Raw genomic sequence first — 23,534 nt, forward strand, 5'->3', positions numbered from 1 at the left:
TTACCCGAGATTGCCGATGAACGGGGCAGGGATGGCGCAGATAGGGGGTGTGCAGGTGGGAAGGGCTACCTGAAAGCAGGTGGGAAAGGCTACCTGAAAAATGAGATGGCTAAATGGTAGAAAACAGGTTTTCAGGTAGCCTTCTAATCCGTTCCCCCCAGCATCCCCAGCAACTCTTCCTCGCTCAGCACGGCCACGCCCAGTGCCTGCGCCTTTTCCAGTTTGCTGCCTGCGGCCTCGCCCGCCACCACGAAATCGGTTTTTTTGGATACGCTGCCGCTCACTTTGCCGCCGGCGGCTTCGATGAGGGCGGCGGCTTGGTCGCGTTTCAGGGTGGGCAGGGTGCCGGTCAGGACAAAGGTTTTGCCAGCGATGGGGCTGTTTTCGGGGTGCAGGCTGCCTGAAACGTTGTCTGCGCTGCTTTCAGGCAGCCCTTCGGTGAAGGCGATGATGTTTTGCAGCAAGGCGGCGTGTGCAGGCTGCCTGCGCCAGTCTTGCCATTCTTGCGGCAGGGCTTGGTCGGTTTGCAGGGCGTGCAGGCTGCCGGCGAGCTGCCAGAGTTCGGCGGCGCGTTTTTCGCTGAACTTGATGTCGGGCAGGCGTTGCAGCCATTGTTCGGGCGCGGCGTGGGTGCGGGTTTGGGGTGACGGGGCGGCGGCTTGCGGGGCGACGTGTTGCAATAGGTCGTCCAACATTTTTTGTTGTGCAGGCTGCCTGAAATAGTGGGTGATGGCGTGGGCAACGACGCTGCCGATGTCGGGCAGGCAGGCGAGTATGGGTTCGGGGGCGCGGCGCACGGTGTCGAGGTTGCCGAACGTGGATGCCAGCTGTTTGGCGGTGCTTTCGCCGACGTGGCGGATGCCGAGGGCGAACAGGAAGCGGGCGAGCGGCGGGGTGCGGCTTTGGGCGATGCTGTCCAAGATGTTCTGCGCCCATTTGGTGGCGGCGGATTTGCTGTCTTTGATGGTTTGCAGTTGGGCGATGTCCAGTTGGTAAATATCGGCAAAGCTGTGCAATACGTCGGCGGCGACGAGAGCTTCGATTTGCTTGTCGCCCAGCCCGGCGATGTCCATGGCTTTGCGGCTGGCGAAGTGGATAAGCCCTTGTGCGCGCTGGGCTTGGCAGAGCATGCCGCCGGTGCAGCGGGCAACGGCTTCGCCTTCTTCGCGTTCGACGGCGCTGCCGCACACGGGGCAGGTTTCAGGTAGCTTGAACGGTTCGTACTTCGCTTCCATTTGTTCGCCCAATAAATCAACAGGCTGCATCGGGCGGCGTTCCAACAGCACGCGCACCACTTCGGGAATCACGTCGCCTGCGCGGCGCACGACCACGGTGTCGCCCACGCGCACGTCTTTGCGGGCCACTTCGTCTTGGTTGTGCAGCGTGGCGTTGGTCACGGTAACGCCGCCCACGAACACGGGCGCCAGCCGCGCCACGGGGGTGATTGCGCCGGTGCGGCCGACTTGCACGTCAATCGCTTCCACGGTGGTGAGTGCTTCTTCGGCGGGGAATTTTTGCGCAATCGCCCAACGCGGCGCGCGCGACACAAAGCCGAGTTTTTTTTGTTCGGCCAACGAGTTCACTTTGACCACCATGCCGTCGATTTCATACGGCAGGCGGGGGCGGTGTTCGGCCAGCCGTTCGTATTCGCGCAACACGGCCGCCGCTCCGGTGTACGCGCCGACATAGCCTTCGGGCAGCGAAAAGCCGAGTTCGTGCAGCAGCGCGAGTTCTTCGATATGGCTTTCAGGCAGCCTTTCTGCGCCGGAAAGCTGGGCGATACTGTAAGCAAAAAAATGCAGTTTGCGCTGCGCGGTGATTTTGGAATCGAGCTGGCGCAGGCTGCCTGCGGCGGCGTTGCGCGGGTTGGCGAAGGGTTTTTGGCCGGCGTCGAGCTGGCGTTGGTTCAGCGCGGCAAAATCGGCTTTGAGCATCAGCACTTCGCCGCGCACTTCCAAAAGTGCAGGCTGCTTTTCGCCATGCAGTTTCAGCGGGATATTGCGCACGGTTTTGATGTTTTCGGTTACGTTTTCACCCGTGGTGCCGTCGCCGCGCGTGGCTGCCTGCACCAAAATCCCGTTTTGATACAACAGGCTGACCGCCAGCCCGTCAAACTTTGGCTCGGCGGCGTATTCCACCTGCGCCACGCCCAATTCCTTGCACACGCGCTCGTCAAACGCCAAAAATTCGGCGTGGTCGAACGCGCCCGTGTCGTCATTTCGCGGCGAAAACGCGTTGTTCAGCGACAACATCGGCACGGCGTGCACCACGGGTTCAAAGCCGTCCAGCACCGCGCCGCCCACCCGCTGCGTGGGACTTTCGGGCAGCCTGAACTGCGGATGCTCGGCTTCCAGGGCCTCCAGCTCGCGGTAGAGCCGGTCGTATTCGGCATCGGGCACGCTGGGCGCGTCCAAAGTATAGTATTCGTGGGCGTAGCGGTTGAGCGTTTGCACGAGGGTGCGGATGCGTTGTTGGGGGGTCATGGCAGCGGGGTAAACAAAATTAAACGGCGCATATTATCACGCTCCCAAAGAGAAGGGGCTACCTGAAATCTGCCTGATTATTTTCAGGTAGCCTGAATACGGGGGAAAGGCTACTTGAAAAGGGTATTGGTGCAGCTTAAAGCCAATTCCTATGCGCTGCAAGTTCCAATTTTTCAGGTAGCCTCTCGTGGGATCGAATGCTTGAAAGCAAGAACGATGCGGCATTTGTCGAAAGGCTTGGTCTGCAGGCTGGTTTGGCTATGCCGACGAAAGCCGTACTGAGAAGGCGTCCCAAATTCCGGAAGCCGGGTGCCGGATAGCATGGGGCTGGCGCGATGCTGACGAATATTGTCAGGTTCGGAAGAGTCATCTTGCCGTCTGTTTCAAAAACGGCAGCATGGCGGCAGGGGCAAATTCAATTTGCGGGCAAACCGGCCGATAGCGGCTCCTGCCATACGGCCTGCTTTGGCGGCAGAGGTGCATAAAACGGTATGCCGGCAGGGGGTATTCGGGCAGGTTCGCATCTTGCGGAGTTGGCCGGGTGGTATGGAATTTGCTTGCATTGCTATTTCAAGCTGCTTCCCGGTTCGGCTATCCGCCTGGATTTCGGATTAAAATTTTTGAAAAAGATACAAATAAGTATATAATGGCTTATCAGGCGGAGGGCTGCGCCGGCTTGACGCTTCTTGTGGGTTAATAGTTTATTTTAAGGAGTATTTTATGGTATCCCGTATCGGAAAAAGAAAAAGAAGGGGGCAAACGGCTCCCCGCATGCCGATGAAATTGGCGGCGGTTTCCGTGTTGTCGTTGTTTTCGCCGTCGCTAATGGCCGCCAATATCAATATCGCCCAGTCTCCGTTGGCGGGGGTGCAGTCTACCTACCAGCCCAATATTGTGCTCGTGCCTTCGGTGGAATATCCGACCGCCGGCGGCGCTTATTCAAGTGATGATTTTCTGAGCGACGATCTAACTCCATGGCTAAAGGGTTATCTGACACTGAAATACAGGAATGGTGATTTCAACCGCCGTTATCTGGGCTATTTTGATTCGGACAAATGCTACGAGTTTAAAGCCGACGGTGGTAATAACGGCTATTTCTATGCCACTTCCCGCGCGCAAGCTCCTGATTATGCTTGCCCCAAGGCAAATGAGTTCAGCGGCAACGTGCTGAACTGGGGGACCATGTCCGCCTTGGATATGTTCCGTAAAACCCTCACCGGCGGTAATCGCGTCTACGGTACGGGTACCAATACCGACCCCAATCATGGCGATTATGCCGAAGGCGATGGGGCGAAATTTAATTCAAGCATAGGGATCAATGGCGATACCTTCCTGCGCCGCGCCAGATTCAACGAAGGCTGGAGAAGCGATGTTGGTTGGGGGCGTGAGGATATGGCCGCCTACCGTACCCGTATGCGTTTCCGCGGGCTCAATGGGACTCCGGATCAATTGAAACGCTATCTGCCGCATTCGGTGGTCGATGAAATGTTGTCAGATAATCGGAGACAATTCGGCTATATCAACGAAAATGGTACGTTTGGCCGTGAAAACCTCATGCGGTTTGCTAACCAAAATATCTACTTCCACAACTATAATTTTGGTTTTGTTTTTGCCCGTGCAGGAAGAAATGGTAATGAAATTCACTACTTATATAGAAGGAACTCTGGGAATGGGTTGGTAAACCGCTACCTACCGGTGGTAGTGCGCGTATGTGATTTTGCCCCTTTCCCGGGTGAAGATGCGAAATTCTGCGTGCCTTACGGTAGTAAATACAAACCAGAAGGCTTGATTCAAGCCAAGGCGCGCGAGGGTACGCGCTTCGCCGCCTTCGGCTTCCTCTACACGCGTACCGATGATGTGGACGGCGGCGTATTGCGCGCGCCGATGAAATATTTGGTTCCCCCGCCAGGTAAATCGTCTATCAGCGGCAACCCCGTTACCAATACGCCCGAATGGGATGCGGGTACGGGCAAGCTGAATCCGAACCCGGAAAATGCCGGGGAAGGCAACAGCGGCGTGATTAACTATATTAATAAATTCGGCGACCGCCAAGGCTATAAGGATACCGACCCCAGCGGCGAGCTGTATTATGCTGCAATGCGATACTTGCGAATCGGTTCTCAAGACGTAAACGGTTCGGTGTACCGCGGTAATCCCAATGATACACAAAAAGACGGTTTCCCGGCTCACTATGATTGGCAAGACCCGCTGAAAACGGGTTTCCCCGCCAATAGTAAGGAGCCGATGTGCCGTCCAAATACCATTATTTGGATCGGTGATACCAATACCCACTATGACAACAACTTACCCCAGTGGGATATGTATACAAATGCCGGTAGAGCGAACTCTAACAGGGTAAGCGATACCGGTAGCCTGAAGACCGGAGAATTGTTCAGGCAGATCTGGAATTGGGAAGGTAGGCCGGGTAGAAAGTGGGATATGAACCGTAGCCTGAAAGAGTATCAGTATTTATGGACCGGTGAAAAAGACGGACACTCCCCGGGCGGCGTGGCCGGTTTGGCCTATTGGGCGCATATCAACGATACGCGCAGCGATATCCCGGGTAACCAATATCAGAGTAACTTTATTATCGACGTATTGGAAGGCGGTCACTCTAAAGAGCCTGGTAGTTCTAGTTACAATTGTCAGCAAAGGTGGAGTGGAGGCGTCCAATTACCTCCGGCCAACTCCCAGTGTACTTATGGTAATCCGTGGTATTGGGCGGCCAAGTATGGTGGTTTTGAGCATGGCGGCAGCGTCCAACGTGCAGCAACCCTGACTAATCCTAATCAGGATGCCAGGTCTTGGAAACGGGCGTCTACTAGCGAAGAGAATAATTTGTTTGGCAACGACAGAATGCCGAGGAACTTTGCCTTGGGCAATAGTCCGGAAAATATGGCCGCTGCTCTAAGGCGTGCCTTTACCCGTGCCGGCGATTTTGCCCGTCCCACGCAGGCCGCACCGACCTTTACCACTCCTCCCGGACAGAAAACCGACCTGAAATCTGGCCAAAGCACCGAAATCATCTCAACTACTTATGATTTCACTAAGCTGACGGGTGATGTGGTGTCGGAACGCCAGCAGATGGTAAACAATAAATTGCAGCCTGTGGGCGGCATCCTTTGGTCCGCTTCGGGGAAAATAGGTGCACGCTTCCACAACGGCAGCAATTATGCCAACCGCCAAGTGTTCGTGCGCAACCGGGGCAACGGCTTCGTGCGCTTCAATACCGCCAATAAGTCCAATTTTGCCTCATCGGTTTCCGGAACCGGCAGTTTGTCGGATAACGATGTAATCAACTACACCTTGGGCGACAACAGCAAGGAAGCGGCCGCTATGGCGCGCACTCGCGACAAGATACTTGGCACGATGGTCAGCCCGACCGTGGCGTTGGTTTCGCCTATCCCGGCAAGTGAACGGCCAATGGGCTGCAGCTATACCGTTGATCCGAACACTAGGCCGAGACATTATGTGGTGAGCGCCAACGACGGTATGGTGCATGTGTTGGATGCTTCCGGCGAAGAAAAAATGGCGCTGATGCTGTCCACTGCACTGCCTTGGTTGGATGACTATGCCAGCCCGTCGTATGTGCACCGCTACCTGAACGACGGTACCCCCTCGGTGACCGAGACCTGTCTGGCGGATGGTAAGGCACACTCCGTAGCCATCGGTTCTGCAGGCAAAGGCGGTGCGGCAGTTTACGCCCTCGACGTAACCGATCTTTCGTCTCCAGGCGAAGGTAACCTGATGTGGGAATTTACCAATGCCGACGATTCCGACTTGGGCGTGGGCGTAGGCGTGCCTTATGTGGCTAAAAACAAAGACGGCAAAGCCATTGCGATTTTCAACAGCGGCTACAACAATCCCTCCGACAGAGGACATATCTTCGTTTTGAACGTGGATAGGCCGAGAGGCGGGTCTTGGGGCGGCCAATATCAGAAAATCCCATTGGGACGTGCCGGTGTCGGCGACGTACTCGTGCTGGATTCAAATAAAGACGGCGTGCCGGAAAGACTCTATGCCGGTGACTACGATGGTAATTTGTGGCGCGTAGATTACAACCGGACAACCGGGGCTTGGACGCCCAGCAAGCTGTATGCCGCTCCGGCAGGCTCTCCGCCCATGACCACCAGGCCGGCCGCCCATAAAGACCCAGGCGGTAAGACATACGTTATTGCCGGTACCGGCCAATATATGACGGCCGATGCACTTGACCGCAATCAGCAGAATTATGTTTACGGCTTCTTCGACGACGGCAGCACCGTTACCGGGCATGGGCAGTTATTGCGCCAGAGCATCGGCGGACAAGCATCAGGCGACGCAAGTGCGATCACCAGAAGTAACGCGGCTGCCTTCACAATCAGCCAAAACGCGCTGAGCGGTTCGGAAAAGGGCTGGTTTATTGAGTTGCCAGCCGGCCAGATCGTTACCGCTCCGGCCATCATTTACCGCGAACAGGTAGCAATGTTCCAAGCGGTATCGCGTAGGAGCAACCCTAATCCCACCTCCTGCTCACTGAGCGGTTCGACCTCGTTTATCAACGTGGATCTGAAAAATGGCGGCTTGTTCGGTAAGCCCGTGTTTGATACCAACGGCGACGGCGTGTTCGATGAAAAAGACGCGAAGACCGGCATGATTACTTTCTACGACAATATCGCCGTTACCAGTGCGATGTCGCTGGCTCAAACCGCCAACGGTGAGGCAACTGTGCTTGCAGCTATGGGTGATACCGGCCAAATGTCCCTTGCCATGAACCCATTGGAAAAACCACGTCCTCCGCAGGATTCTAAAGGCATTGTCCGCCGTATTTCTTGGCAGGAAATATTCTAAAGCGGTACAACAAACGGCAGCTGCACCATGGCAGTTGCCGTTTTTCTTTGCGTTGCGAGATATCCTATACCCGGGAGAAGGGCGACGTACTCAACCTGCCCGGCCGATTTTCAGGTAGCCTGAGATCCATTGCAAAACACAGGAATTAAGTATTGTTTGGAGTGAAAGGATTATAAGATATTTAATCATATAGTGAATTAAATTTAAACCAGTACAGCGTTGGCTTGCCTTGCCGTAACGTGTGTACTGTCTGCGGCTCGCCGCCTTGTCCTGATTTAAATTTAATCCACTATAACATTAAGCTGGATGAGTTGTTGAGAAACGCATATCGGAGAAAAGTGCCAAAGGCAGAGGTTTGCAAAGGTTTCAACCGGTGTAGCGGAATGCGGCCTATATTCCGACACCGTATGCTATATTCCTCTTGGCTCTCCGGATTGTTCTGATTATGATTTTTTCCTCTTCTTCCCGCCCGCTCACCCCCGCCGAAACCAAACTCGCCCGCAGCGTGTTTGGCAGCGGGCTGCGTTATGAACGCATCCGCCTGCACGGCGGCGCGTGGTGGCTGCCTACCCGCAATATTGCCATAGCCCCCTTCGGCCATGTTTACTTCCCCGCCAACCGCTTCTGCCCCGATTTCGCCCAGCGACCCTTGATCGAACGCGCCTGGCTGGTGCACGAGCTGACACATGTTTGGCAACATCAAAACGGTTTTCCCGTTTGGCTTGGCGGCAGTTTGCAGGCTTTACGTTTGGGCTACCTGAAAAAACGCGCCTACCGCCTGCCCATGCTCGACACCGTACTGCACTTCAACCGCCTCAATATGGAGCAGCAGGCCGAAATCTTTGCCCTGTATTACCGCGCCGCCATTTGCCACGACCCCGCCGCCACCCTCTACCTGCCGCAGTTGCAACGCCTGTTGCAGCCGTTTTTTGCCAATCCGAAAAGCCGCGAACTGTGGCCGAAGTGGCTTTGAAAGCTGAGTGCGGCTATGTTTATAACTTCGTTGAAGCTGTGTTTTCAGGTAGCCTTTTGGCCGTAACGCGGTAAGGTTGGCTGAACTATCCGGCTTAGACTTTTTTCTTCTATCTATTAAAAATTTATTTATAAAGACGGAGTAAGGTTGGAAGAAGAGCAGAACGCAGAATCTTAGAATTATATTCAATATTTTGAAAAATAATATTCTTCTTAAAATTAAATAAATTTAGTTCGGGCTGGCTTTGCTGCTTGCATTAATTTCATTCATGCAAAGCAGCAAATTTATCGCTTGCAACTTGCCTCGTCCTGCCGCAAACTTGCCTCTTGAGAAATTTTACTTATTTCCTAAACATTTTCCATTTTGCAAACCATTGAAGGAGTTTTTATGAACACATTCCACCTCTCCGGCTATCCGCGCATCGGTGCGAAGCGCGAGCTGAAATTTGCCGTTGAAGCCTTTTGGAAAGGCGCGAAATCCGAAGTTGAATTGCAGCAGGTAGCGGCCGATATCCGCCGTGCCAACTGGGCCACCCAAAAAGCCGCCGGCGCCGATTTGCTGCCGGTGGGCGATTTTTCGTTCTACGACCATGTGCTGGATTTGCTCTGCACCTTGGGCGGCATCCCCTCCCGTTTCGGCTTTGATGCAGCCAAGCTGACCCTGCCGGAATACTTCCAGCTGGCACGCGGCAACGCCACCCAGTTTGCGATGGAAATGACCAAATGGTTCGACACCAACTACCACTTCATCGTGCCCGAATGGTCGGCCGACACCGAATTTAAGGTAAACGCCAAAAACCTGATTGCGCAAATCAAAGAAGCCAAAGCGCAAGGCCACGACATCAAGCCCACGCTGGTGGGTCCGGTTACGCTGGCTTGGTTGGGCAAGAAAAAAGAAGATTTCGGCTGCCGCGTAACCAAACTGCTGCTGCCCAAGCTGCTGCCTGCCTATGCACAACTCTTGCGCGAGCTGGCTGCCGAAGGCGTGGATTGGATTCAGATTGACGAACCGATTTTGGCTGCCGAAGCTTCACAAGTGTGGCTGGATGCATTCGCTCCCGTGTATCAGGAATTGGCCAACACTGGCGTGCGCATCGTCATCGGCACTTATTTCGCCTCCGTGGCCGAACATCTGAACCTGCTGAAATCCCTGCCCGTACACGGCGTGCACATCGACTGTGTGCGCGCACCGGAGCAGCTCTCCGTATTTGCCGACGGCTGGCCGGACAACCGCGTGCTGTCTGTAGGCCTGATTGACGGCCGTAACGTGTGGCGCGCCAACCTGAACAAGGTAATCGACACGCTCGAGCCCGTAAAAGCCAAATTCGGCAACAACTTGTGGATTGCCCCCTCCTGCTCGCTGCTGCATAGCCCGCAAGACTTGGCCGTGGAAGAAAAACTGGACGGCGAAATCAAATCTTGGATGGCTTTTGCCGCACAGAAGCTGGTGGAACTGGGCGTGGTGAAACAGGCTTTAGCACATGGCAAATCTGCCGTTCAGGCTGCCTTGGCTGAATCCAATGCCGCCGCCGCCGACCGCGCCACCAACAAGAAAATCCACAACGCAGCCGTGCAAAAACGCGTGGCCGACCTGCCCAAAGGCGCCGACCAACGCAAATCGCCGTTTGCCCAGCGCATTAAGGTACAGCAGGAATGGATGAAGCTGCCCGTGCTGCCCACCACCACCATCGGCTCCTTCCCGCAAACCACCGAAATCCGCCAAGCGCGCGCCGCGTTCAAGAAAGGCGAGCTCTCCGCTGCCGATTATGATGCCGCGATGAAGAAAGAAATCGCCTACTGCGTGGAAATCCAAGAGAAATTGGAATTGGATGTGCCCGTACACGGCGAAGCAGAACGTAACGACATGGTGGAATACTTCGGCGAACAGCTGGCCGGCTACTGCTTCAGCCAATTCGGCTGGGTGCAGAGCTACGGCAGCCGCTGCGTGAAACCGCCGATTATTTTCGGCGATGTGTCCCGCCCCAATCCGATGACCGTTTATTGGTCTACCTACGCGCAAAGCCTGACCAAACGCCCGATGAAAGGCATGCTCACCGGCCCGGTAACCATGTTCAAATGGTCGTTTGTGCGCGACGATGTGCCGCTGAGCGTGGTGGCCAAGCAAATCGCATTGGCGCTGAACGACGAAGTGCTGGATTTGGAAAAAGCCGGCATCAAGGTGATCCAGATCGACGAGCCCGCCATCCGCGAAGCCATGCCGCTGAAAAAAGCGCAGTGGGACGAATACCTGGACTGGGCCTGCGAAGCCTTCCGCCTCTCCAGCACCGGCGCGGAAGACAGCACCCAAATCCACACCCATATGTGCTATTCCGAGTTCAACGACATCCTGCCCGCCATCGCCAGCATGGATGCAGACGTGATTACCATTGAAACTTCACGTTCCGACATGGAATTGCTCACCGCGTTCGGCGACTTCAAATACCCGAACGACATCGGCCCCGGCGTGTACGACATCCACAGCCCGCGCGTGCCCACCGAAGCCGAAGTGGAGCGCCTGCTGCGCAAAGCGATGGAAGTGGTGCCGGTAGAGCGCCTGTGGGTGAACCCCGACTGCGGCCTGAAAACCCGCGGCTGGAAAGAAACCTTGGAGCAGCTTGAAGTGATGATGGCGGTTACCAAAAAACTGCGTAAGGAATTGGCGGATAAAAACGTTACCCGCTAAACGCTGAGGCAGTTGGAATGAGCAAAGGCCACCTGAAAGTTTCAGGTAGCCTTTAGCGCCGTTTGAATTTCGTCAAAGCTATGCTTTAGCTTTGCGGCAACTCGGCTTTCTGCGGAAACCTCGTTTCAGGTAGCCTTTGGTATGCGGCAGCAAGCAACTGCCCTATTGCCGGGCGGGCTTTGCGGCTAGAATATTTGCCTGTGATTAGTGAATGGGAAAAGGACGAACAATGGCTTTGCTGCGGCGGATGGTGGTGGCGGGGGTGGGCCTGATTGGCGGCTCGCTGGCTTTGGATGTGAAGCGGCTGGGGCTGGCGGATTGCGTGGCGGGCGTGGATACGGACGCGGCCAATCTGCGACAGGCGCTGGAGTTGGGCGTGGTGGATGAAGGCTTTGCTTCGCTCGGGCAGGCCTTATCGGCCGATACGGATTGGGTGCTGCTGGCCGTGCCGGTGGGCGCGGTGGCACGGATTTGCGCGGAATTGGCGCCGCTCTTGCCGGCGGGATGTGTGGTGAGCGATGTGGGCAGCACCAAGCAGTCGGTGCTGGCGGCGTTTGTGCAGTATTTGGCGGATGCGTGGCCGCGCTGCGTGGCGGCACACCCGATTGCAGGCACGGAGCGTTCGGGCGCGGCGGCGGCACAGGCCGGGCTGTTTGCAGGCAAACGGCTGATTATGTGCCCGCACGAGGGGCAGGATGCGGCGGCGCTGGCGCGGGTGGAAGCATTGTGGCAGGCAGTGGGCGCACGGGTGGAGTATATGGATGCAGCGGCGCACGATGCGGCGTTTGCGGCGGTATCGCACCTGCCGCAGCTTTTGGCCTATGCCTATATGCGGCAGGTGGCGCTCGCGGCAGAGAGTGACAAATGGCTGCGGCTGGCGGGCAGCGGTTTCCGCGATTTTTCCCGCCTGGCGGCCAGCGAGCCGGCGATGTGGGCGGACATTGCGCTGGCCAACCGCGAAAACCTGCTGGCTTTATTGGACGGGCAACAGCAGCAGTTGGCGCAGCTGCGCGAATGCTTGGCGCAGGAAGACGGAGCGGGCTTGCGGGAGATGTTTGCCGAGGCGAGCACGGCGCGGCGGGAGTGGGAAAACGGACGGAGGTAGGAAATTTCAGGTAGCCTTTTGGGGCTACCTGAAAGTTTTCGGATGATTGGCAACGGTGGTTAAACTTCGTTGAAACAGCAGTGGGTTGTGCTTTTGAGTCCGACCCACGGCTTTTCAGGTAGCCTTCCCTTGCGGGGCATGTAGTGTGTGTGCGGTACGCACGCACGCGTTATTCAAACCTCAAACAACGGCGTGCGTGCCTGCGGCACACACCCTACAGCCGCCCGGCGCGCAGCTTGGGTTGGGAAAGCCAACGGTTCACTTTATTGGTTGGGTTACGCCTGTGGTTAACTCCATCTACTCTTGTTGCGCTTTCAGGTAGCCTTTTGGGGCTACCTGAAAGTTTTCGGATGATTGGCAACAGTGGTTAAACTTCGTTGAAACAGCAATGGATTGTGCTTTTGAGTCCGACCCACGGCTTTTCAGGTAGCTTTCTCCATTGGGGGGCGTGTAGGGCGTATGCGGAACGCACGTACTCGTTATTCAAACCTCAAATAACGGCGTGCGTGCCTGCGGCACACACCCTACAGCCGCCCGGCGCATAGCTTGGGTTGGGAACCCCAACAGTTCACTATAAATGTTTTCAGGTAGCCTGTTATGGGAGAGGCTACCTGAAAGTTTGTATGGCTAGAGATAGTCGGCCAGGTTGCCCAGTGCGCTTTGCCAATCGCTGGGGGCGATACCGAAGGCGGTGTGGATTTTGCGGCAGTTGAGGCGGGAGTCGGCGGGGCGGTGGGCGGGGGTGGGATAGTCGGCGGTGGTGATGGCGCGCAGTTCTGGGGCGTGGGGCAGGATGCCTTGCTCGGCGGCGCAGCGAAAGATTTCGGCGGCAAAGCCGTGCCAGGTGGTGTAGGGGCTGCCTGAAAAGTGGTAGAGGCCGTAGGGGCAGTTTTCGGTTTGGGTGCGCCCGGCGATGTGCAGCAGGACGGCGGCGATGTGGCCGGCATAGGTGGGGGCGCCGCTTTGGTCGGCCACGATGCCGAGGCTGTCGCGTTCGCGGCCGAGGCGGAGCATGGTTTTCACGAAGTTGTGGCCGTGTTCGCCAAACACCCAGGCGGTGCGCAGGATGATGTGGCGCGGGCAGGCGGCCTGCACGGCTTGTTCGCCGGCCAGTTTGCTTCGGCCGTATATGGTTTGGGGATCGGGGGTGTCGGTTTCGAGGTAGGGGCGCTCGGTGCGGCCATTGAAAACGTAGTCGGTGGAAATATGCAGTATGGCGGCGCCTGCGGCGTGGGCGGCGCGGGCGAGGTTTTCGACGCCTTCGGCGTTGGCGGCATAGGCGGCGGCCGGTTCGCTTTCGGCTTTGTCTACGGCGGTGTAGGCGGCGGCGTTGATGATCACGTCGGGCTGCTCGCGCTCGACGGCCTGCAATACGGCGGCACGGTTGGCGATGTCGAGCTCGCTGCGGTCGTAAGCGGCTACCTGAAAATTGTGATCGGTGGCCTGCCGGATGAGGGCTTGGCCGACTTGGCCATGGTGGCCGGTGATGAGGAGTTTCATAGGGGCTACCTGAAATTGGGATGTTTAATCAAACAATACGGCTTGGTTCAGCGGTTTGCCGGCGAGGTCTTTGGGCGAGAGTTTGGGCTCGCCTTGCAGCGGCCATTCGATGCCGACTGCGGGGTCGTTCCACAGCAGGGAGTGTTCGGCTTTTGGGTTGTAGTAGTCGGTGCATTTATAAACGAATTCGGCCTCTTGGCTGAGCACGTAGAAGCCGTGGGCGAAGCCTTCGGGCACCCAGAGCTGGTGTTTGTTTTCGGCGGAGAGGACGGCGCCGACCCATTGGCCGAAGGTGGGGGAGCTGCGGCGCAGATCGACGGCCACGTCGAACACTTCGCCGGCAATCACGCGCACGAGTTTGCCTTGGGTGTTTTCGGTTTGGTAGTGCAGGCCGCGCAAAACGCCTTGGCCGGATTTGGAGTGGTTTTCCTGCATGAAGGTGTGCGGGACGATGTGTTCGCGAAACCAGTTGTCGCGGAAGGTTTCCATAAAGAAGCCGCGCTCGTCGCCGTGGACTTGGGGCTGGAGGAGTTTGACGTCGGGAAGGGTGGTGGGGAGGATGTTCATGCGCGTTGGGTTGGGGTTAGGGAGAGGGTTTCAGGCAGCCTGTTCTTTTGGACTGCCTGAAAATGGGTTTACGAATGCTCCAGGGTGTTACTGATGTATTGTTGCCGTTGGATTTGCCCGAGCTTGTGCCGGGCTTCGGCCAGCTGGCGGTTGAGGCGTTCATGTTCTTTGCTGCCGCAACCGGGCTGTTTGGCCTGCTGCTTGAGCCGGGCGATGCGCTGTTGCAGCTCGGTTTTGTTGCGTTGCTGCATTTGGACGGCATAGGCGGCTTGGCCGTCGTAGTAGGCCTGAATTTTGTTTTGCAGCGCCTGCCAGGCTTTGGGCTGGTGTTTGGGCGGGATGGCGAGCTTGTAGCTGAGGCGGGTGCAGGGGCGGCCGCATTCGGGGCAGGGCACGGCTTGGCCGTGGGTTTTGGCACGGCGCACGGCGGCGCGGCAGTGGAAGCAGACGTGGTTGGTGTTGGAGGGCATGACGGCGAGAAATAGGCTGGCGGGATAATGTGGGCATGGGGCTGCCTGAAAATCAGTTTGGCGGATTGCTGTTTTGCTGACGGGCATTTACCAGCTCTTGCAGCAGGTGCATATAGCGGGGGTAGAGCGGTGCGATGCGGGCGCGGTTGGCCGGGGTACAGAAGTTCTGCAGGCGCTCGGGAGTGCGTATAATGGTTTCATAATATGTTGTTAAATCGGAAAGTTCTTGGAGCTGTTCCGGAGTGAGGGTACAGCGGTTGAATTCTTCGTTGCCCGATTGGCTGTTGAGTTCGCCAATGGCATGCCAGCCGATCAGGACTTGGCGGCGGGTTTGCTCGGTGTCGGTTTTTTCGCAGTAGCGGCTGTCTACAAACATTTCCATGCTGTCGATAACGGCTTGTTTGCATTCGGCCGCACTCATGGCGCGGACGAAGGAGATGTCGGCGCGGGCCAGAGGGGCGGCGAGCAAGAGGGTGAGGAGGAGGGGGCGAGATTTGATCATGATTTCATTCCTAAGTAGTTCATGCCGATGTGTTTCAGGTAGCCTTTGATGCTGCGGATGATGATACTACTGGTTTTCGGCTGGAGGAAGCCTGCTTTTTCCTGGCGGATGGTGCTGTCAAGTTTTTCTAGCGCCTCGAGTACGAAGGTGGGGCGGCTGTGCAGGATGCGCAGGCCGTGGTGTTGTTCGAAGTAGAGCCAGTCGTCGGCTGTGGCGCAAGGGGTTTGTGTAGCTCGGTACAGTTTTTCCGCGCCTTCACGGCTGATGATGTAGGCAACGGTGCCGCAGCCGTATTGTTCCCATGGGGTGCCGAAATAGATGGTGTTGCCGTCTGTATTCATTTTGACACGATGCTTGATGGGGATGCGACGGTAGTAATAGGGCAGTTGGTGCGGCAGGGTTTTGACGTAACCTAATATCAGGATGTCGAACGGATATTGGGTGGATAGGGCTTTCAGGTAGCCTTCATCCAATAAGGGCTGCGGATTGCGGATAAATTCGGCATCATCTTCCAAAACCAGGGCGTAGGGGTGCTGCTGGCGGACAATGTGGGCGTAAACCTGATGATGGCTGAGGGCGCAGCCTAATTCGCCTCGGGTGAGCCAACGTTGTTTTTTGGTTTTTTTATGCAGCAGCCGGGATGAGAGGCGTTCGATATCGGATTGGCTGGCTTGGCGCATATCCACGGCATCGATAAAGGTGGCCTCAATGCCCACTTTCGCACACTCTTGCCGCATATGTTCGCGTCGGTCTTGCTGGTTGGCAAGGGAAATAATGTAAGCTGGAATCATGATGTGGAATCAAAGAGTTGTTTCAAGTGCGCGCCGAAGGTGCCGGGTTGGAAGCTTAAACGGCGGTCGAGTTTGTGCACGGGGGTTTGTGCAGTGATTTCGGCGAAAGCTTCGGCGTTGTAGGGTTGTTCTAATTTGGCCAGGAGCAGATGAGGCAGGGTGTCGTCTACGGGTTCGCTGGCTTGGCCTGGCAGATGGTTGCGCACTAGTTCGTTGAACATGATTTGAAAGAAGAAGTAGTGCGGTATGTGGTTTTGGGTTTGCCAAAAGTTCAGCATCACATCGAGGCAGGTGTGAATCAGCAAGTTGCCGGGTTGGGCGGCGATAATGCAGTTGTTGACCTGCACGGGGTGATTGGGCGACCAATTGAATACATCGGCATTGAAGCCCTGCCAAAAGTCCTGATGGGCAGCTTTGGGAGAGCGTTGGTACATAAAGAAATCTGTTTGCGCCCATTCTTTTGGGAGTGGGGCGGTAAGCAATATAGAAGCGTCCAGCCAAACGCTGCCGTAAATATCCAATAGTGCCAGGCGCAACAGATCGGCAAAAAAAGCGGGTTTGAACTCCGGATTTTGGCGTTTGGTTTGAACGAAATCGGGCAGATCCAAATAATTGTGCAGGGTGTGGTCGTCTAGCCGGATAAGCCGGTAGTCGTCTAGATTTTGTTCGACTGAGCGGAAACACAGGCGCACCATTTCTGGCAGTTGCTCTGGTTCGAGGCCTTGCCCCCAGTATTGCCAGATGATTTTTTGTCCGCGCAAATCTTGTTTGGCTTGAAGATTAAAACGGGGCAGCTGGCCTTGAAAGTAGGCTTGCAGGAAAGGCCGCCATAATTCGGCGGTGTGATACATCTGTTTCCGGCTGGCGTATGCATTGATTTTGTTGCGCAGTGGTTTGGGGGTGAGGCCGCGGTAGAAGATTTTCCACGGCCTTTGGTTGAGGCGCAGCAGCGGGGTGGCGGTGGAGGCGAAATGATCGGCGGGAAACGGCATGGGCTGGTGTTCCTAGGCTACCTGAAAACGGTACGTGCTATTTTACACTATCGAAATGGTAGGTGGCTGCAATGGGGTTTGCTGAGTTTTCAGGTAGCCTGAACTATTTTTTGAGCAGCCGCAGCAGGTATTGGCCGTATTGGTTTTTGGCCATGGGTTTGGCCAAATCGGCCAATTGTTCGTTGGAAAGCCAGCCGTTGCGCCAGGCGATTTCTTCGAGGCAGGCTACCTGAAGGGCTTGTACGTTTTGGATGGTGCGCACAAATGAGGCGGCTTCGTGCAGGCTTTCGTGTGTGCCGGTATCGAGCCAGGCGAAGCCGCGGCCGAGCAGTTGCACGGAAAGGCTGCCGTCTTCGAGATAGAGTTGGTTGAGGTCGGAAATTTCGAGCTCGCCGCGTGCGGATGGCTTGATTTGTTTGGCGAATTCGACCACGCGCTTGTCGTAGAAATAGAGGCCGGTTACTGCCCAGTTGGATTTGGGTTGCGCGGGTTTTTCTTCGATGGATAGGGCTTTGAAGTGCTGATCAAATTCGACCACGCCGAAGCGTTCGGGGTCTTTCACTTGGTAGGCGAATACGGTGGCGCCGTGGGTTTGGGCTGCGGCTTGCTGCAGGGTTTGGGTGAAGGATTGGCCGTAGAAGATATTGTCGCCCAATACGAGGCAGACGTTGTCGCTGCCGATAAATTCTTCGCCGATGATGAAGGCTTGGGCAAGGCCGTCCGGGCTGGGTTGTACGGCGTATTGCAGGCGGATGCCGAAGTCGCTGCCGTTGCCGAGCAGGCGGCGGAAGGCGGCGTTGTCTTCGGGGGTGGTGATGATGAGGATGTCGCGGATGCCGGCGAGCATTAACACCGATAGGGGGTAATAAATCATCGGTTTGTCGTATACGGGCATAAGTTGTTTGGATATGCCGCGAGTGATGGGGTAGAGCCGTGTGCCGGAACCGCCAGCGAGGATGATGCCTTTCATACCTTCCTTCCTCCTTTGCAGAAGGCTACCTGAAAATGGTAAAACGTTTTCAGGTAGCCTGTTGCCTGTTGCGAGTTGCCGGGTGTTTATTCCGCGCCCAGCAGTTTACCGTTGTAGCGGCCGAAGAATTCGCTGATTTCAAAGAATACTTCTTTGCGCTCGCCGTTCGGGCCGACTACGCTGATGCGGTCGTAGATGCCGTTTTGCCCTTGAATCAGGGCTTGGCCGATTTTACGGTAGCCTGGCATGTTTTGGGCAATCCAGCGGTTTTCGGCGGCAATGCCGCGCGGGGTGTCGTTTTCGTGGATAACTACGGCGCGCTCTTGGCTGCTACCGTCGGCACGTTGCTGCTGCTGGGCGGCGGCAGGTGCGCGGTGGGGGCGGGTTTTGGCTTCTACACTGCCGGAGAGGGCAAGGCCGAGGGCAAGGAAGCCGAGTAGTGCGGTGTTGCGGATATTCATGAATAAGCTCCAATTTATCGGGTTGATGAATGGCCGAGCCGTTCCAGGCGGTAGCGGCCGTCGAGAATGCGTTGCCACCAAGGGCGGTTGGCCAAATACCATTGTACGGTTTTTCGCATGCCGGATTCAAATGTTTCCTGCGGCCGCCAGCCGAGCTCGCGGCCGATTTTGGCGGCGTCGATGGCGTAGCGCAAATCGTGGCCGGGGCGGTCGGGCACGAAAGTGATTAAGTCTTCATAACGCGCTACGCTGGCCGGTTTTTCGGGAGCAAGTTCTTCCAGCAGGGTACAGATGGTTTGCACCACTTCGAGATTGGTTTTTTCGTTGTGACCGCCGATATTGTAACTCTCTCCGATTTTGCCTTGGGTGATGACTTGGTACAGTGCGCGGGCATGGTCTTCCACAAAGAGCCAATCGCGGATTTGCTGCCCGTCGCCGTAGACAGGCAATGGCTTGCCGGCTAGGGCGTTCAGAATCATCAGCGGAATGAGTTTTTCGGGGAAGTGGTAGGGGCCGTAGTTGTTGGAGCAGTTGGTAATAATGGTGGGCAGGCCGTAGGTGCGCTGCCAGGCGCGTACAAGATGGTCGCTGGAGGCTTTGCTGGCGGAATAGGGGCTGGACGGGGCGTAGGGCGTGGTTTCGGTGAATAGATCATCCGTACCGTGCAAGTCGCCATACACCTCATCGGTGGAGATATGGTGGAAGCGGAATGCCGAGCGGCGGTTTTCAGGTAGCCCTTGCCAGTAGGCACGGGCAGCTTCGAGCAGATTAAAGGTGCCGACAATATTGGTTTGAATAAATTCGCCGGCGCTGTCTATGCTCCTATCTACATGGCTTTCTGCTGCCAGGTGCATCACCGCGTCGGGCTGGTATTGGGCAAATACGCGGTCGAGCTCAGCGCGATTGCAAATATCTACTTGCTCGAAGGTATAGCGGGGGCTACCTGAAACTTCTGCCAAAGATTCGAGGTTGCCCGCGTAGGTGAGCTTGTCGAGATTGATGACGGAATCTCGAGTGTGTTGGATGATGTGGCGGATAACTGCCGAGCCGATAAAGCCGGCACCACCAGTGATGAGAAGATTCATAATTATTTGTAGTTTGAATAGTGGACAAGTGGCAAAAGATCTGAGGAAATCTGTTTTTTTCTTCGATAAGAGATAGGGATGATACCAAAGAAAATTAATTTACGTATCTCTGAGGTAGGCCTTTCTTTCCTATAGATGTATTTTTTTATAATTTTATTTAGTTTACTTTTTCGATATAGTATATGCTGTAATGTTTGTTGTATCGTTGGATCTGATAGCAAAGTAGCTGCGCGCTTATTCATAGAGAATAGAGAAATTGCTTCTTCAAATTTTTTATCTTGGATAACCCATTTTGCCCAATCAATCAATGTCTGTGGATTTGGTTTATTTGGCCAGTATTTATCTAGGTATTCTGAAACAATACGAATTTGTCTAGTACCATTTTTGTGAACATTATTATCATGTAATCGATAGAATACGGTATTATCATTAATAAAGCTATATTCCCATCCAGAATTTTGTTTTAAATGTCGAAATAGTTTTGTTCTTAAGATAATATCATCTCCAGTCATATCTTCATCAAATCCGCTGATTGCATCAATGATAGATTTTCTAAAGATGCATCCTTGTATGTAGAAAGATCCAAATTGTGTATATTCAAATTCTAACAGCTCATCGATGCTGATATGCTCTAGTTCTTCTATTGGCAATGGAGGCAGTTTATTTATCACTAGGCCTGTATCATTTATGGCTACGGCTGTTTTGGCAGCAATAAAAGCTAAGCTTGGGTTTTTAGCCATTAGCTGAATGGAAGCTAGCATAGTATCTGGTCGGAATACGTCATCTAAAGCGATGAAAGAAATAAGTTCTCCGTTAGCATGCTGTATGGCAGTATTAAAGTTTTTTCCAATATTCCCAGTATTCTCTTGTGAAATGATGGTAATCGGTAATGGAAAATTTTTGGCCAGTTTTTGTAAGATGTCAGCGCTATTATCTGTAGAACCGTCATCCACAACAATTACTTCAATATTTTTATAATTTATGCAGACAATAGAGTCCAGATTTTCTTGGAGAAAATTTGCGTGGTTATAGCCTAAACAGCAAATCGATAAGAGGGGAAGATGCATAATTTAATTTGAGAATATTATTGCCAGTTGATTTTAGATTTTCTTAGTAGTCTAAGATAGCCTTTAAATAGCCTACTATTTCTTGAGAATTTCAATAATCTACTTCTTGCTTCATACAATATATTTTGTGCGGATTTCTTATCTGTATCATCAAGGGTGGCAGAATTCTGTTCTGCCATTCTTCTATAGTAAAAAATTAAATCAACTGTATGTTGATGCCATTTTTTTATAAATTCTCTATCAAAGGAGTTCTGATACATAAATTCTAGAAGATGAACATAACTATAAATATCTTCTATAATATGTGGCCGAAAAACTTTAGTGAGGGCAGAAGTATTATCCTGACGATAGTAAAAAGTAGTCTGGCAAAAGGTTATTCGATTGCAGAAAAATAAATATTTCCGTGAGTTACATTCATCACCTGTGAGATAAGAATCATCATAGCCAACCTCTCGAAGTAAATAAGTTTTTCTTAAATAGAAACCATGTATTTTCCATGGCATAGCCAATTTGAATGCCGTAGTACCATCGATAATACTATCGTAGTTTAATCCATTTGGTAGTGTTGTTCTACGGTTATTTGGAGAGTTAGCAAAGAACCACTCCATATCAGGGATTACTGCATCTACATTTTGTAGTTCTGCAGTTGTAACTAATTTTTCTAAAGTATCATGTTCTATTAAGTCATCCTGACTCATATAAAAGAAATATTTACCATTACAGTAATTAAGCCCATATTTAATACCTTTTACCGCATTCCCCCCTTTTTTAGGCATTTTTAACACTCTAAAGCGAGTATCAAGACTAGCCTGATATTCAATTATTTGCAGACTGTTATCTTCAGATTGATCATCAACAAAAATCACTTCAAAATTAGTCAGAGTCTGTTTTATAAGACAGTCAATCAACATACCAAGATACTTTTCCCCATTGTAAACAGGTACTAAAATAGAAACAATAGGGGGGGTCATGTTACATCCTTATATTTTAAAAGAATTACAAGCAGTGATAACAGCCTCTACATCATTATCTTCCATCACTGGGCTGATGGGTAAAGATAAAACTTCTTGATGGATGCGTTCAGTAAGTGGCAAAGATAAATGCTTCCACTTTGCGTAACAAGCCTGATGATGTGGGGCAATAGGATAGTGGATAAGTGTTTGTATGTTTTGTTCAGCTAGATGGTTTTGTAGCGCAGCTCTATATTTACTACGGATAACAAACAAATGCCATACATGTGCTGATGCTATGTCAATACAAGGCAGGGTTATTGCAGGGTTACGAATATTTTCTAAATAGTGCTTGGCAATTTGTTGCCTACGAATATTTTCTTGAGGCAGATGGGGGAGTTTCACTGATAATATGGCAGCTTGGAGTTCATCTAGCCGGCTATTTGTACCACAATAAATATTCTTATATTTTTCATGAGAACCGTAATTGCGCAAAGCTTTTAAGGTACTAAATAACGTTTCATTATTGGTAGTAATTGCCCCCGAGTCTCCCAATGCGCCAAGATTTTTACCGGGATAAAAACTAAACGCCCCCGCATGCCCAAAATTGCCAGCTCTCCTTCCATCAATATGTGCGCCATGGGCTTGAGCACAGTCTTCTAATATAAGTAAGTCATATTGTTTGGCAATCTGTAGAATTGCTGACATATTGGCTAGCTGGCCATAAAGATGCACAGGCAAGATAGCTTTAGTTTTTGTGGTTATAGCCGATTGAATTTTATCTGTATCTATAGTATAAGTGTTGATATTTGGTTCAACCAAAATTGGAGTTAGGCGATTTTCTGTAATAGCTAAAATACTAGCAATATAGGTATTTGCTGGCACAATAACTTCATCACCATCTTTCAGGTAGCCTAATTCTTTCCAAGCGCGCAACACTAGGGCTAGTGCGTCCAATCCATTAGCAACGCCTAAGGCATATTTTGTTCCACAGAATTTAGAAAAAAGAGCTTCAAAATTTTCTAGTTCTTTTCCTAATAAATACCAGCCAGAATCAAGCACACGTGAGCAGGCATCTTGTATCTCATTTTTATATTGAGCATTAATTTTTTGCAAGTCTAAAAATTTAATCATTGCTGAAACTCTTTATATTGTTCTGGTTATACTATTGTTAATATAACTGATACTTATAGATACTGTTTGGAATTTTCTAGGGTTGTTCCAATAACTCTTGCTGGGTTACCAATAACTATACTATATGGTGGAATATCTTTAGTAACTACTGATCCTGCACCAATCATACAGTAATCTCCTAAATTCACTCCAGGGAGAATGGTTGCATTAGCACCAATGGATGCACCTTTGCCAATAGTTGTCATTAAGAATTGGTCAGGATATTGCTTAGATCGAGGTTTTTTATCATTAGTAAATGTAGCATTCGGACCAATAAATACATCATCATGTACTACGATTCCATCCCATAAGTATACCCCTGATTTAATAGTAACATTATTTCCAATAATCACTTCATTCTCAATAAAAGTATGTGCACAAATATTACAATTATCCCCAATTTTAGCACCAGCTAAGATAACTGAAAATTGCCATACTTTTGTTCCATTTCCGATATTATTACTATGAACATCACTTAAAGAATGAATCATGTACGCCTCCAATGTTTTTATGGAATTGAAGAAATTTATTATAGTCACGAATATAGTCTTCTTCACTATATAGGCTATCTGCTAATACCATTAGTACACAATCTTCTGAGAAGTTATGCATCTCTCTCCAAATTCCCGATTCAATTAAAAGCCCTTGAGCTGGATTATCCAGTAGAATGCTAATTTTTTCATCACCATCATCTAGTACAAAACGGCACGACCCTCTAACTGCAATTACAACTTGTTTCAGGTTTTTATGGGCATGAAAGCCACGTGATACACCAGGTTTAGTATTATATAAATAATAAACTCGTTTGATTTTAAAAGGGACATTTTTCCCTTCTTCTAAAGCAATTAATGAGCCACGATCATCGCCATGGCTTTGTAAGGGTAATAGTTTAATTTCCATACGGGCGCTCTTCGTGTTAAATATTTTGTAAAT

General features: G+C 52.4%; 20 protein-coding genes and 1 pseudogene. 4 read left to right on the top strand and 17 right to left on the bottom strand.

Going from position 1 to position 23,534, the window contains the following annotated elements:
- Positions 1-143: 143 nt before the first annotated feature.
- Positions 144-2,483 (bottom strand): NAD-dependent DNA ligase LigA, encoded by a 2,340-nt coding sequence (gene ligA / locus ELB75_RS03715; protein WP_126982763.1) that lies wholly within the window; start codon positions 2,481-2,483, stop codon positions 144-146.
- Between the two features lie 720 nt (positions 2,484-3,203).
- Between ligA and ELB75_RS03720 the strand changes: the two genes are divergently transcribed.
- Positions 3,204-7,313 carry a pilus assembly protein gene (locus tag ELB75_RS03720; protein ID WP_126982764.1) on the top strand — a complete coding sequence of 1,370 codons (4,110 nt, stop codon included), beginning with the start codon at positions 3,204-3,206 and terminating at the stop codon, positions 7,311-7,313.
- A gap of 187 nt (positions 7,314-7,500) precedes the next feature.
- Here ELB75_RS03720 and ELB75_RS13200 read toward each other — a convergent pair.
- Positions 7,501-7,607: pseudogene (locus ELB75_RS13200) on the bottom strand (IS5/IS1182 family transposase); the annotation flags it as partial.
- Between the two features lie 151 nt (positions 7,608-7,758).
- Between ELB75_RS13200 and ELB75_RS03725 the strand changes: the two are divergent.
- The 3 genes from ELB75_RS03725 to ELB75_RS03735 all read left to right on the top strand — a co-directional run bounded on the left by ELB75_RS03725 (position 7,759) and on the right by ELB75_RS03735 (position 12,073).
- A complete protein-coding gene (locus ELB75_RS03725; protein WP_126982765.1) occupies positions 7,759-8,286 on the top strand; it encodes a type IV secretion protein Rhs in 528 nt (175 codons plus the stop codon).
- Positions 8,287-8,673: 387 nt separating this feature from the next.
- Positions 8,674-10,968, top strand: a complete 2,295-nt coding sequence (gene metE, locus ELB75_RS03730; protein ID WP_126982766.1) for a 5-methyltetrahydropteroyltriglutamate--homocysteine S-methyltransferase — start codon at positions 8,674-8,676, stop codon at positions 10,966-10,968.
- Positions 10,969-11,197: 229 nt separating this feature from the next.
- Positions 11,198-12,073 carry a prephenate dehydrogenase gene (locus tag ELB75_RS03735; protein ID WP_126982767.1) on the top strand — a complete coding sequence of 292 codons (876 nt, stop codon included), beginning with the start codon at positions 11,198-11,200 and terminating at the stop codon, positions 12,071-12,073.
- A gap of 214 nt (positions 12,074-12,287) precedes the next feature.
- On the opposite strand, the gene ELB75_RS12450 is transcribed toward ELB75_RS03735, so the two are convergent.
- The 15 genes from ELB75_RS12450 to ELB75_RS03805 all read right to left on the bottom strand — a co-directional run bounded on the left by ELB75_RS12450 (position 12,288) and on the right by ELB75_RS03805 (position 23,501).
- The gene (locus ELB75_RS12450; protein WP_164726792.1) at positions 12,288-12,434 is read right to left on the bottom strand and encodes a hypothetical protein; all 147 of its coding nucleotides are present in this window, start codon (positions 12,432-12,434) and stop codon (positions 12,288-12,290) included.
- A gap of 266 nt (positions 12,435-12,700) precedes the next feature.
- Positions 12,701-13,573: a dTDP-4-dehydrorhamnose reductase gene (gene rfbD, locus ELB75_RS03740; RefSeq protein WP_126982768.1), complete on the bottom strand. Its 873-nt coding sequence runs from the start codon at positions 13,571-13,573 to the stop codon at positions 12,701-12,703.
- Between the two features lie 24 nt (positions 13,574-13,597).
- Positions 13,598-14,140: a dTDP-4-dehydrorhamnose 3,5-epimerase gene (rfbC, locus tag ELB75_RS03745; RefSeq protein WP_126982769.1), complete on the bottom strand. Its 543-nt coding sequence runs from the start codon at positions 14,138-14,140 to the stop codon at positions 13,598-13,600.
- 68 nt (positions 14,141-14,208) lie between these two features.
- Positions 14,209-14,697 (bottom strand): hypothetical protein, encoded by a 489-nt coding sequence (locus tag ELB75_RS03750; protein ID WP_126982770.1) that lies wholly within the window; start codon positions 14,695-14,697, stop codon positions 14,209-14,211.
- A complete protein-coding gene (locus ELB75_RS03755; protein WP_126982771.1) occupies positions 14,663-15,112 on the bottom strand; it encodes a hypothetical protein in 450 nt (149 codons plus the stop codon). The genes ELB75_RS03750 and ELB75_RS03755 overlap by 35 nt, the downstream gene beginning before the upstream one ends.
- On the bottom strand, positions 15,109-15,903 hold the full coding sequence (locus tag ELB75_RS03760) for a glycosyltransferase family 25 protein (RefSeq protein ID WP_126982772.1): 795 nt from the start codon (positions 15,901-15,903) through the stop codon (positions 15,109-15,111). The genes ELB75_RS03755 and ELB75_RS03760 overlap by 4 nt, the downstream gene beginning before the upstream one ends.
- Positions 15,900-16,895 (bottom strand): capsular polysaccharide synthesis protein, encoded by a 996-nt coding sequence (locus ELB75_RS03765; RefSeq protein ID WP_126982773.1) that lies wholly within the window; start codon positions 16,893-16,895, stop codon positions 15,900-15,902. The genes ELB75_RS03760 and ELB75_RS03765 overlap by 4 nt, the downstream gene beginning before the upstream one ends.
- Before the next feature lie 103 nt (positions 16,896-16,998).
- Positions 16,999-17,865 (bottom strand): glucose-1-phosphate thymidylyltransferase RfbA, encoded by an 867-nt coding sequence (rfbA, locus tag ELB75_RS03770; RefSeq protein WP_126982774.1) that lies wholly within the window; start codon positions 17,863-17,865, stop codon positions 16,999-17,001.
- 86 nt (positions 17,866-17,951) lie between these two features.
- Positions 17,952-18,326, bottom strand: coding sequence for a hypothetical protein (locus tag ELB75_RS03775; RefSeq protein WP_126982775.1), 375 nt, complete (start codon positions 18,324-18,326; stop codon positions 17,952-17,954).
- 14 nt (positions 18,327-18,340) lie between these two features.
- Positions 18,341-19,411: a dTDP-glucose 4,6-dehydratase gene (gene rfbB / locus ELB75_RS03780; RefSeq protein WP_206501488.1), complete on the bottom strand. Its 1,071-nt coding sequence runs from the start codon at positions 19,409-19,411 to the stop codon at positions 18,341-18,343.
- Between the two features lie 2 nt (positions 19,412-19,413).
- Positions 19,414-20,478 carry a glycosyltransferase family 2 protein gene (locus ELB75_RS03785; protein WP_126982777.1) on the bottom strand — a complete coding sequence of 355 codons (1,065 nt, stop codon included), beginning with the start codon at positions 20,476-20,478 and terminating at the stop codon, positions 19,414-19,416.
- Positions 20,479-20,495: 17 nt separating this feature from the next.
- Positions 20,496-21,449, bottom strand: coding sequence for a glycosyltransferase family 2 protein (locus ELB75_RS03790; protein WP_126982778.1), 954 nt, complete (start codon positions 21,447-21,449; stop codon positions 20,496-20,498).
- Between the two features lie 9 nt (positions 21,450-21,458).
- Complete coding sequence (locus ELB75_RS03795; protein WP_126982779.1) at positions 21,459-22,562, bottom strand: DegT/DnrJ/EryC1/StrS family aminotransferase; 1,104 nt, start codon at positions 22,560-22,562, stop codon at positions 21,459-21,461.
- Positions 22,563-22,615: 53 nt separating this feature from the next.
- A complete protein-coding gene (locus ELB75_RS13000; RefSeq protein ID WP_126982780.1) occupies positions 22,616-23,092 on the bottom strand; it encodes an acyltransferase in 477 nt (158 codons plus the stop codon).
- Entirely contained in the window at positions 23,073-23,501 is a 429-nt protein-coding gene (locus tag ELB75_RS03805; RefSeq protein ID WP_126982781.1) for a sugar 3,4-ketoisomerase, read from the bottom strand. The genes ELB75_RS13000 and ELB75_RS03805 overlap by 20 nt, the downstream gene beginning before the upstream one ends.
- Between the last annotated feature and the right edge of the window lie 33 nt (positions 23,502-23,534).

Origin of the sequence: Eikenella corrodens (genome assembly GCF_003990355.1) — a bacterium.
Lineage (GTDB): Bacteria > Pseudomonadota > Gammaproteobacteria > Burkholderiales > Neisseriaceae > Eikenella > Eikenella corrodens_B.

Bases quoted from the DNA above. Each gene is read 5' to 3' on its own strand.
- ligA (WP_126982763.1), bottom strand. From the start codon at position 2,483: ATGACCCCCCAACAACGCATCCGCACCCTCGTGCAAACGCTCAACCGC.
- ELB75_RS03720 (WP_126982764.1), top strand. From the start codon at position 3,204: ATGGTATCCCGTATCGGAAAAAGAAAAAGAAGGGGGCAAACGGCTCCC.
- ELB75_RS03725 (WP_126982765.1), top strand. From the start codon at position 7,759: ATGATTTTTTCCTCTTCTTCCCGCCCGCTCACCCCCGCCGAAACCAAA.
- metE (WP_126982766.1), top strand. From the start codon at position 8,674: ATGAACACATTCCACCTCTCCGGCTATCCGCGCATCGGTGCGAAGCGC.
- ELB75_RS03735 (WP_126982767.1), top strand. From the start codon at position 11,198: ATGGCTTTGCTGCGGCGGATGGTGGTGGCGGGGGTGGGCCTGATTGGC.
- rfbD (WP_126982768.1), bottom strand. From the start codon at position 13,573: ATGAAACTCCTCATCACCGGCCACCATGGCCAAGTCGGCCAAGCCCTC.
- rfbC (WP_126982769.1), bottom strand. From the start codon at position 14,140: ATGAACATCCTCCCCACCACCCTTCCCGACGTCAAACTCCTCCAGCCC.
- ELB75_RS03750 (WP_126982770.1), bottom strand. From the start codon at position 14,697: ATGCCCGTCAGCAAAACAGCAATCCGCCAAACTGATTTTCAGGCAGCC.
- ELB75_RS03755 (WP_126982771.1), bottom strand. From the start codon at position 15,112: ATGATCAAATCTCGCCCCCTCCTCCTCACCCTCTTGCTCGCCGCCCCT.
- ELB75_RS03760 (WP_126982772.1), bottom strand. From the start codon at position 15,903: ATGATTCCAGCTTACATTATTTCCCTTGCCAACCAGCAAGACCGACGC.
- ELB75_RS03765 (WP_126982773.1), bottom strand. From the start codon at position 16,895: ATGCCGTTTCCCGCCGATCATTTCGCCTCCACCGCCACCCCGCTGCTG.
- rfbA (WP_126982774.1), bottom strand. From the start codon at position 17,865: ATGAAAGGCATCATCCTCGCTGGCGGTTCCGGCACACGGCTCTACCCC.
- ELB75_RS03775 (WP_126982775.1), bottom strand. From the start codon at position 18,326: ATGAATATCCGCAACACCGCACTACTCGGCTTCCTTGCCCTCGGCCTT.
- rfbB (WP_206501488.1), bottom strand. From the start codon at position 19,411: ATGAATCTTCTCATCACTGGTGGTGCCGGCTTTATCGGCTCGGCAGTT.
- ELB75_RS03785 (WP_126982777.1), bottom strand. From the start codon at position 20,478: ATGCATCTTCCCCTCTTATCGATTTGCTGTTTAGGCTATAACCACGCA.
- ELB75_RS03790 (WP_126982778.1), bottom strand. From the start codon at position 21,449: ATGACCCCCCCTATTGTTTCTATTTTAGTACCTGTTTACAATGGGGAA.
- ELB75_RS03795 (WP_126982779.1), bottom strand. From the start codon at position 22,562: ATGATTAAATTTTTAGACTTGCAAAAAATTAATGCTCAATATAAAAAT.
- ELB75_RS13000 (WP_126982780.1), bottom strand. From the start codon at position 23,092: ATGATTCATTCTTTAAGTGATGTTCATAGTAATAATATCGGAAATGGA.
- ELB75_RS03805 (WP_126982781.1), bottom strand. From the start codon at position 23,501: ATGGAAATTAAACTATTACCCTTACAAAGCCATGGCGATGATCGTGGC.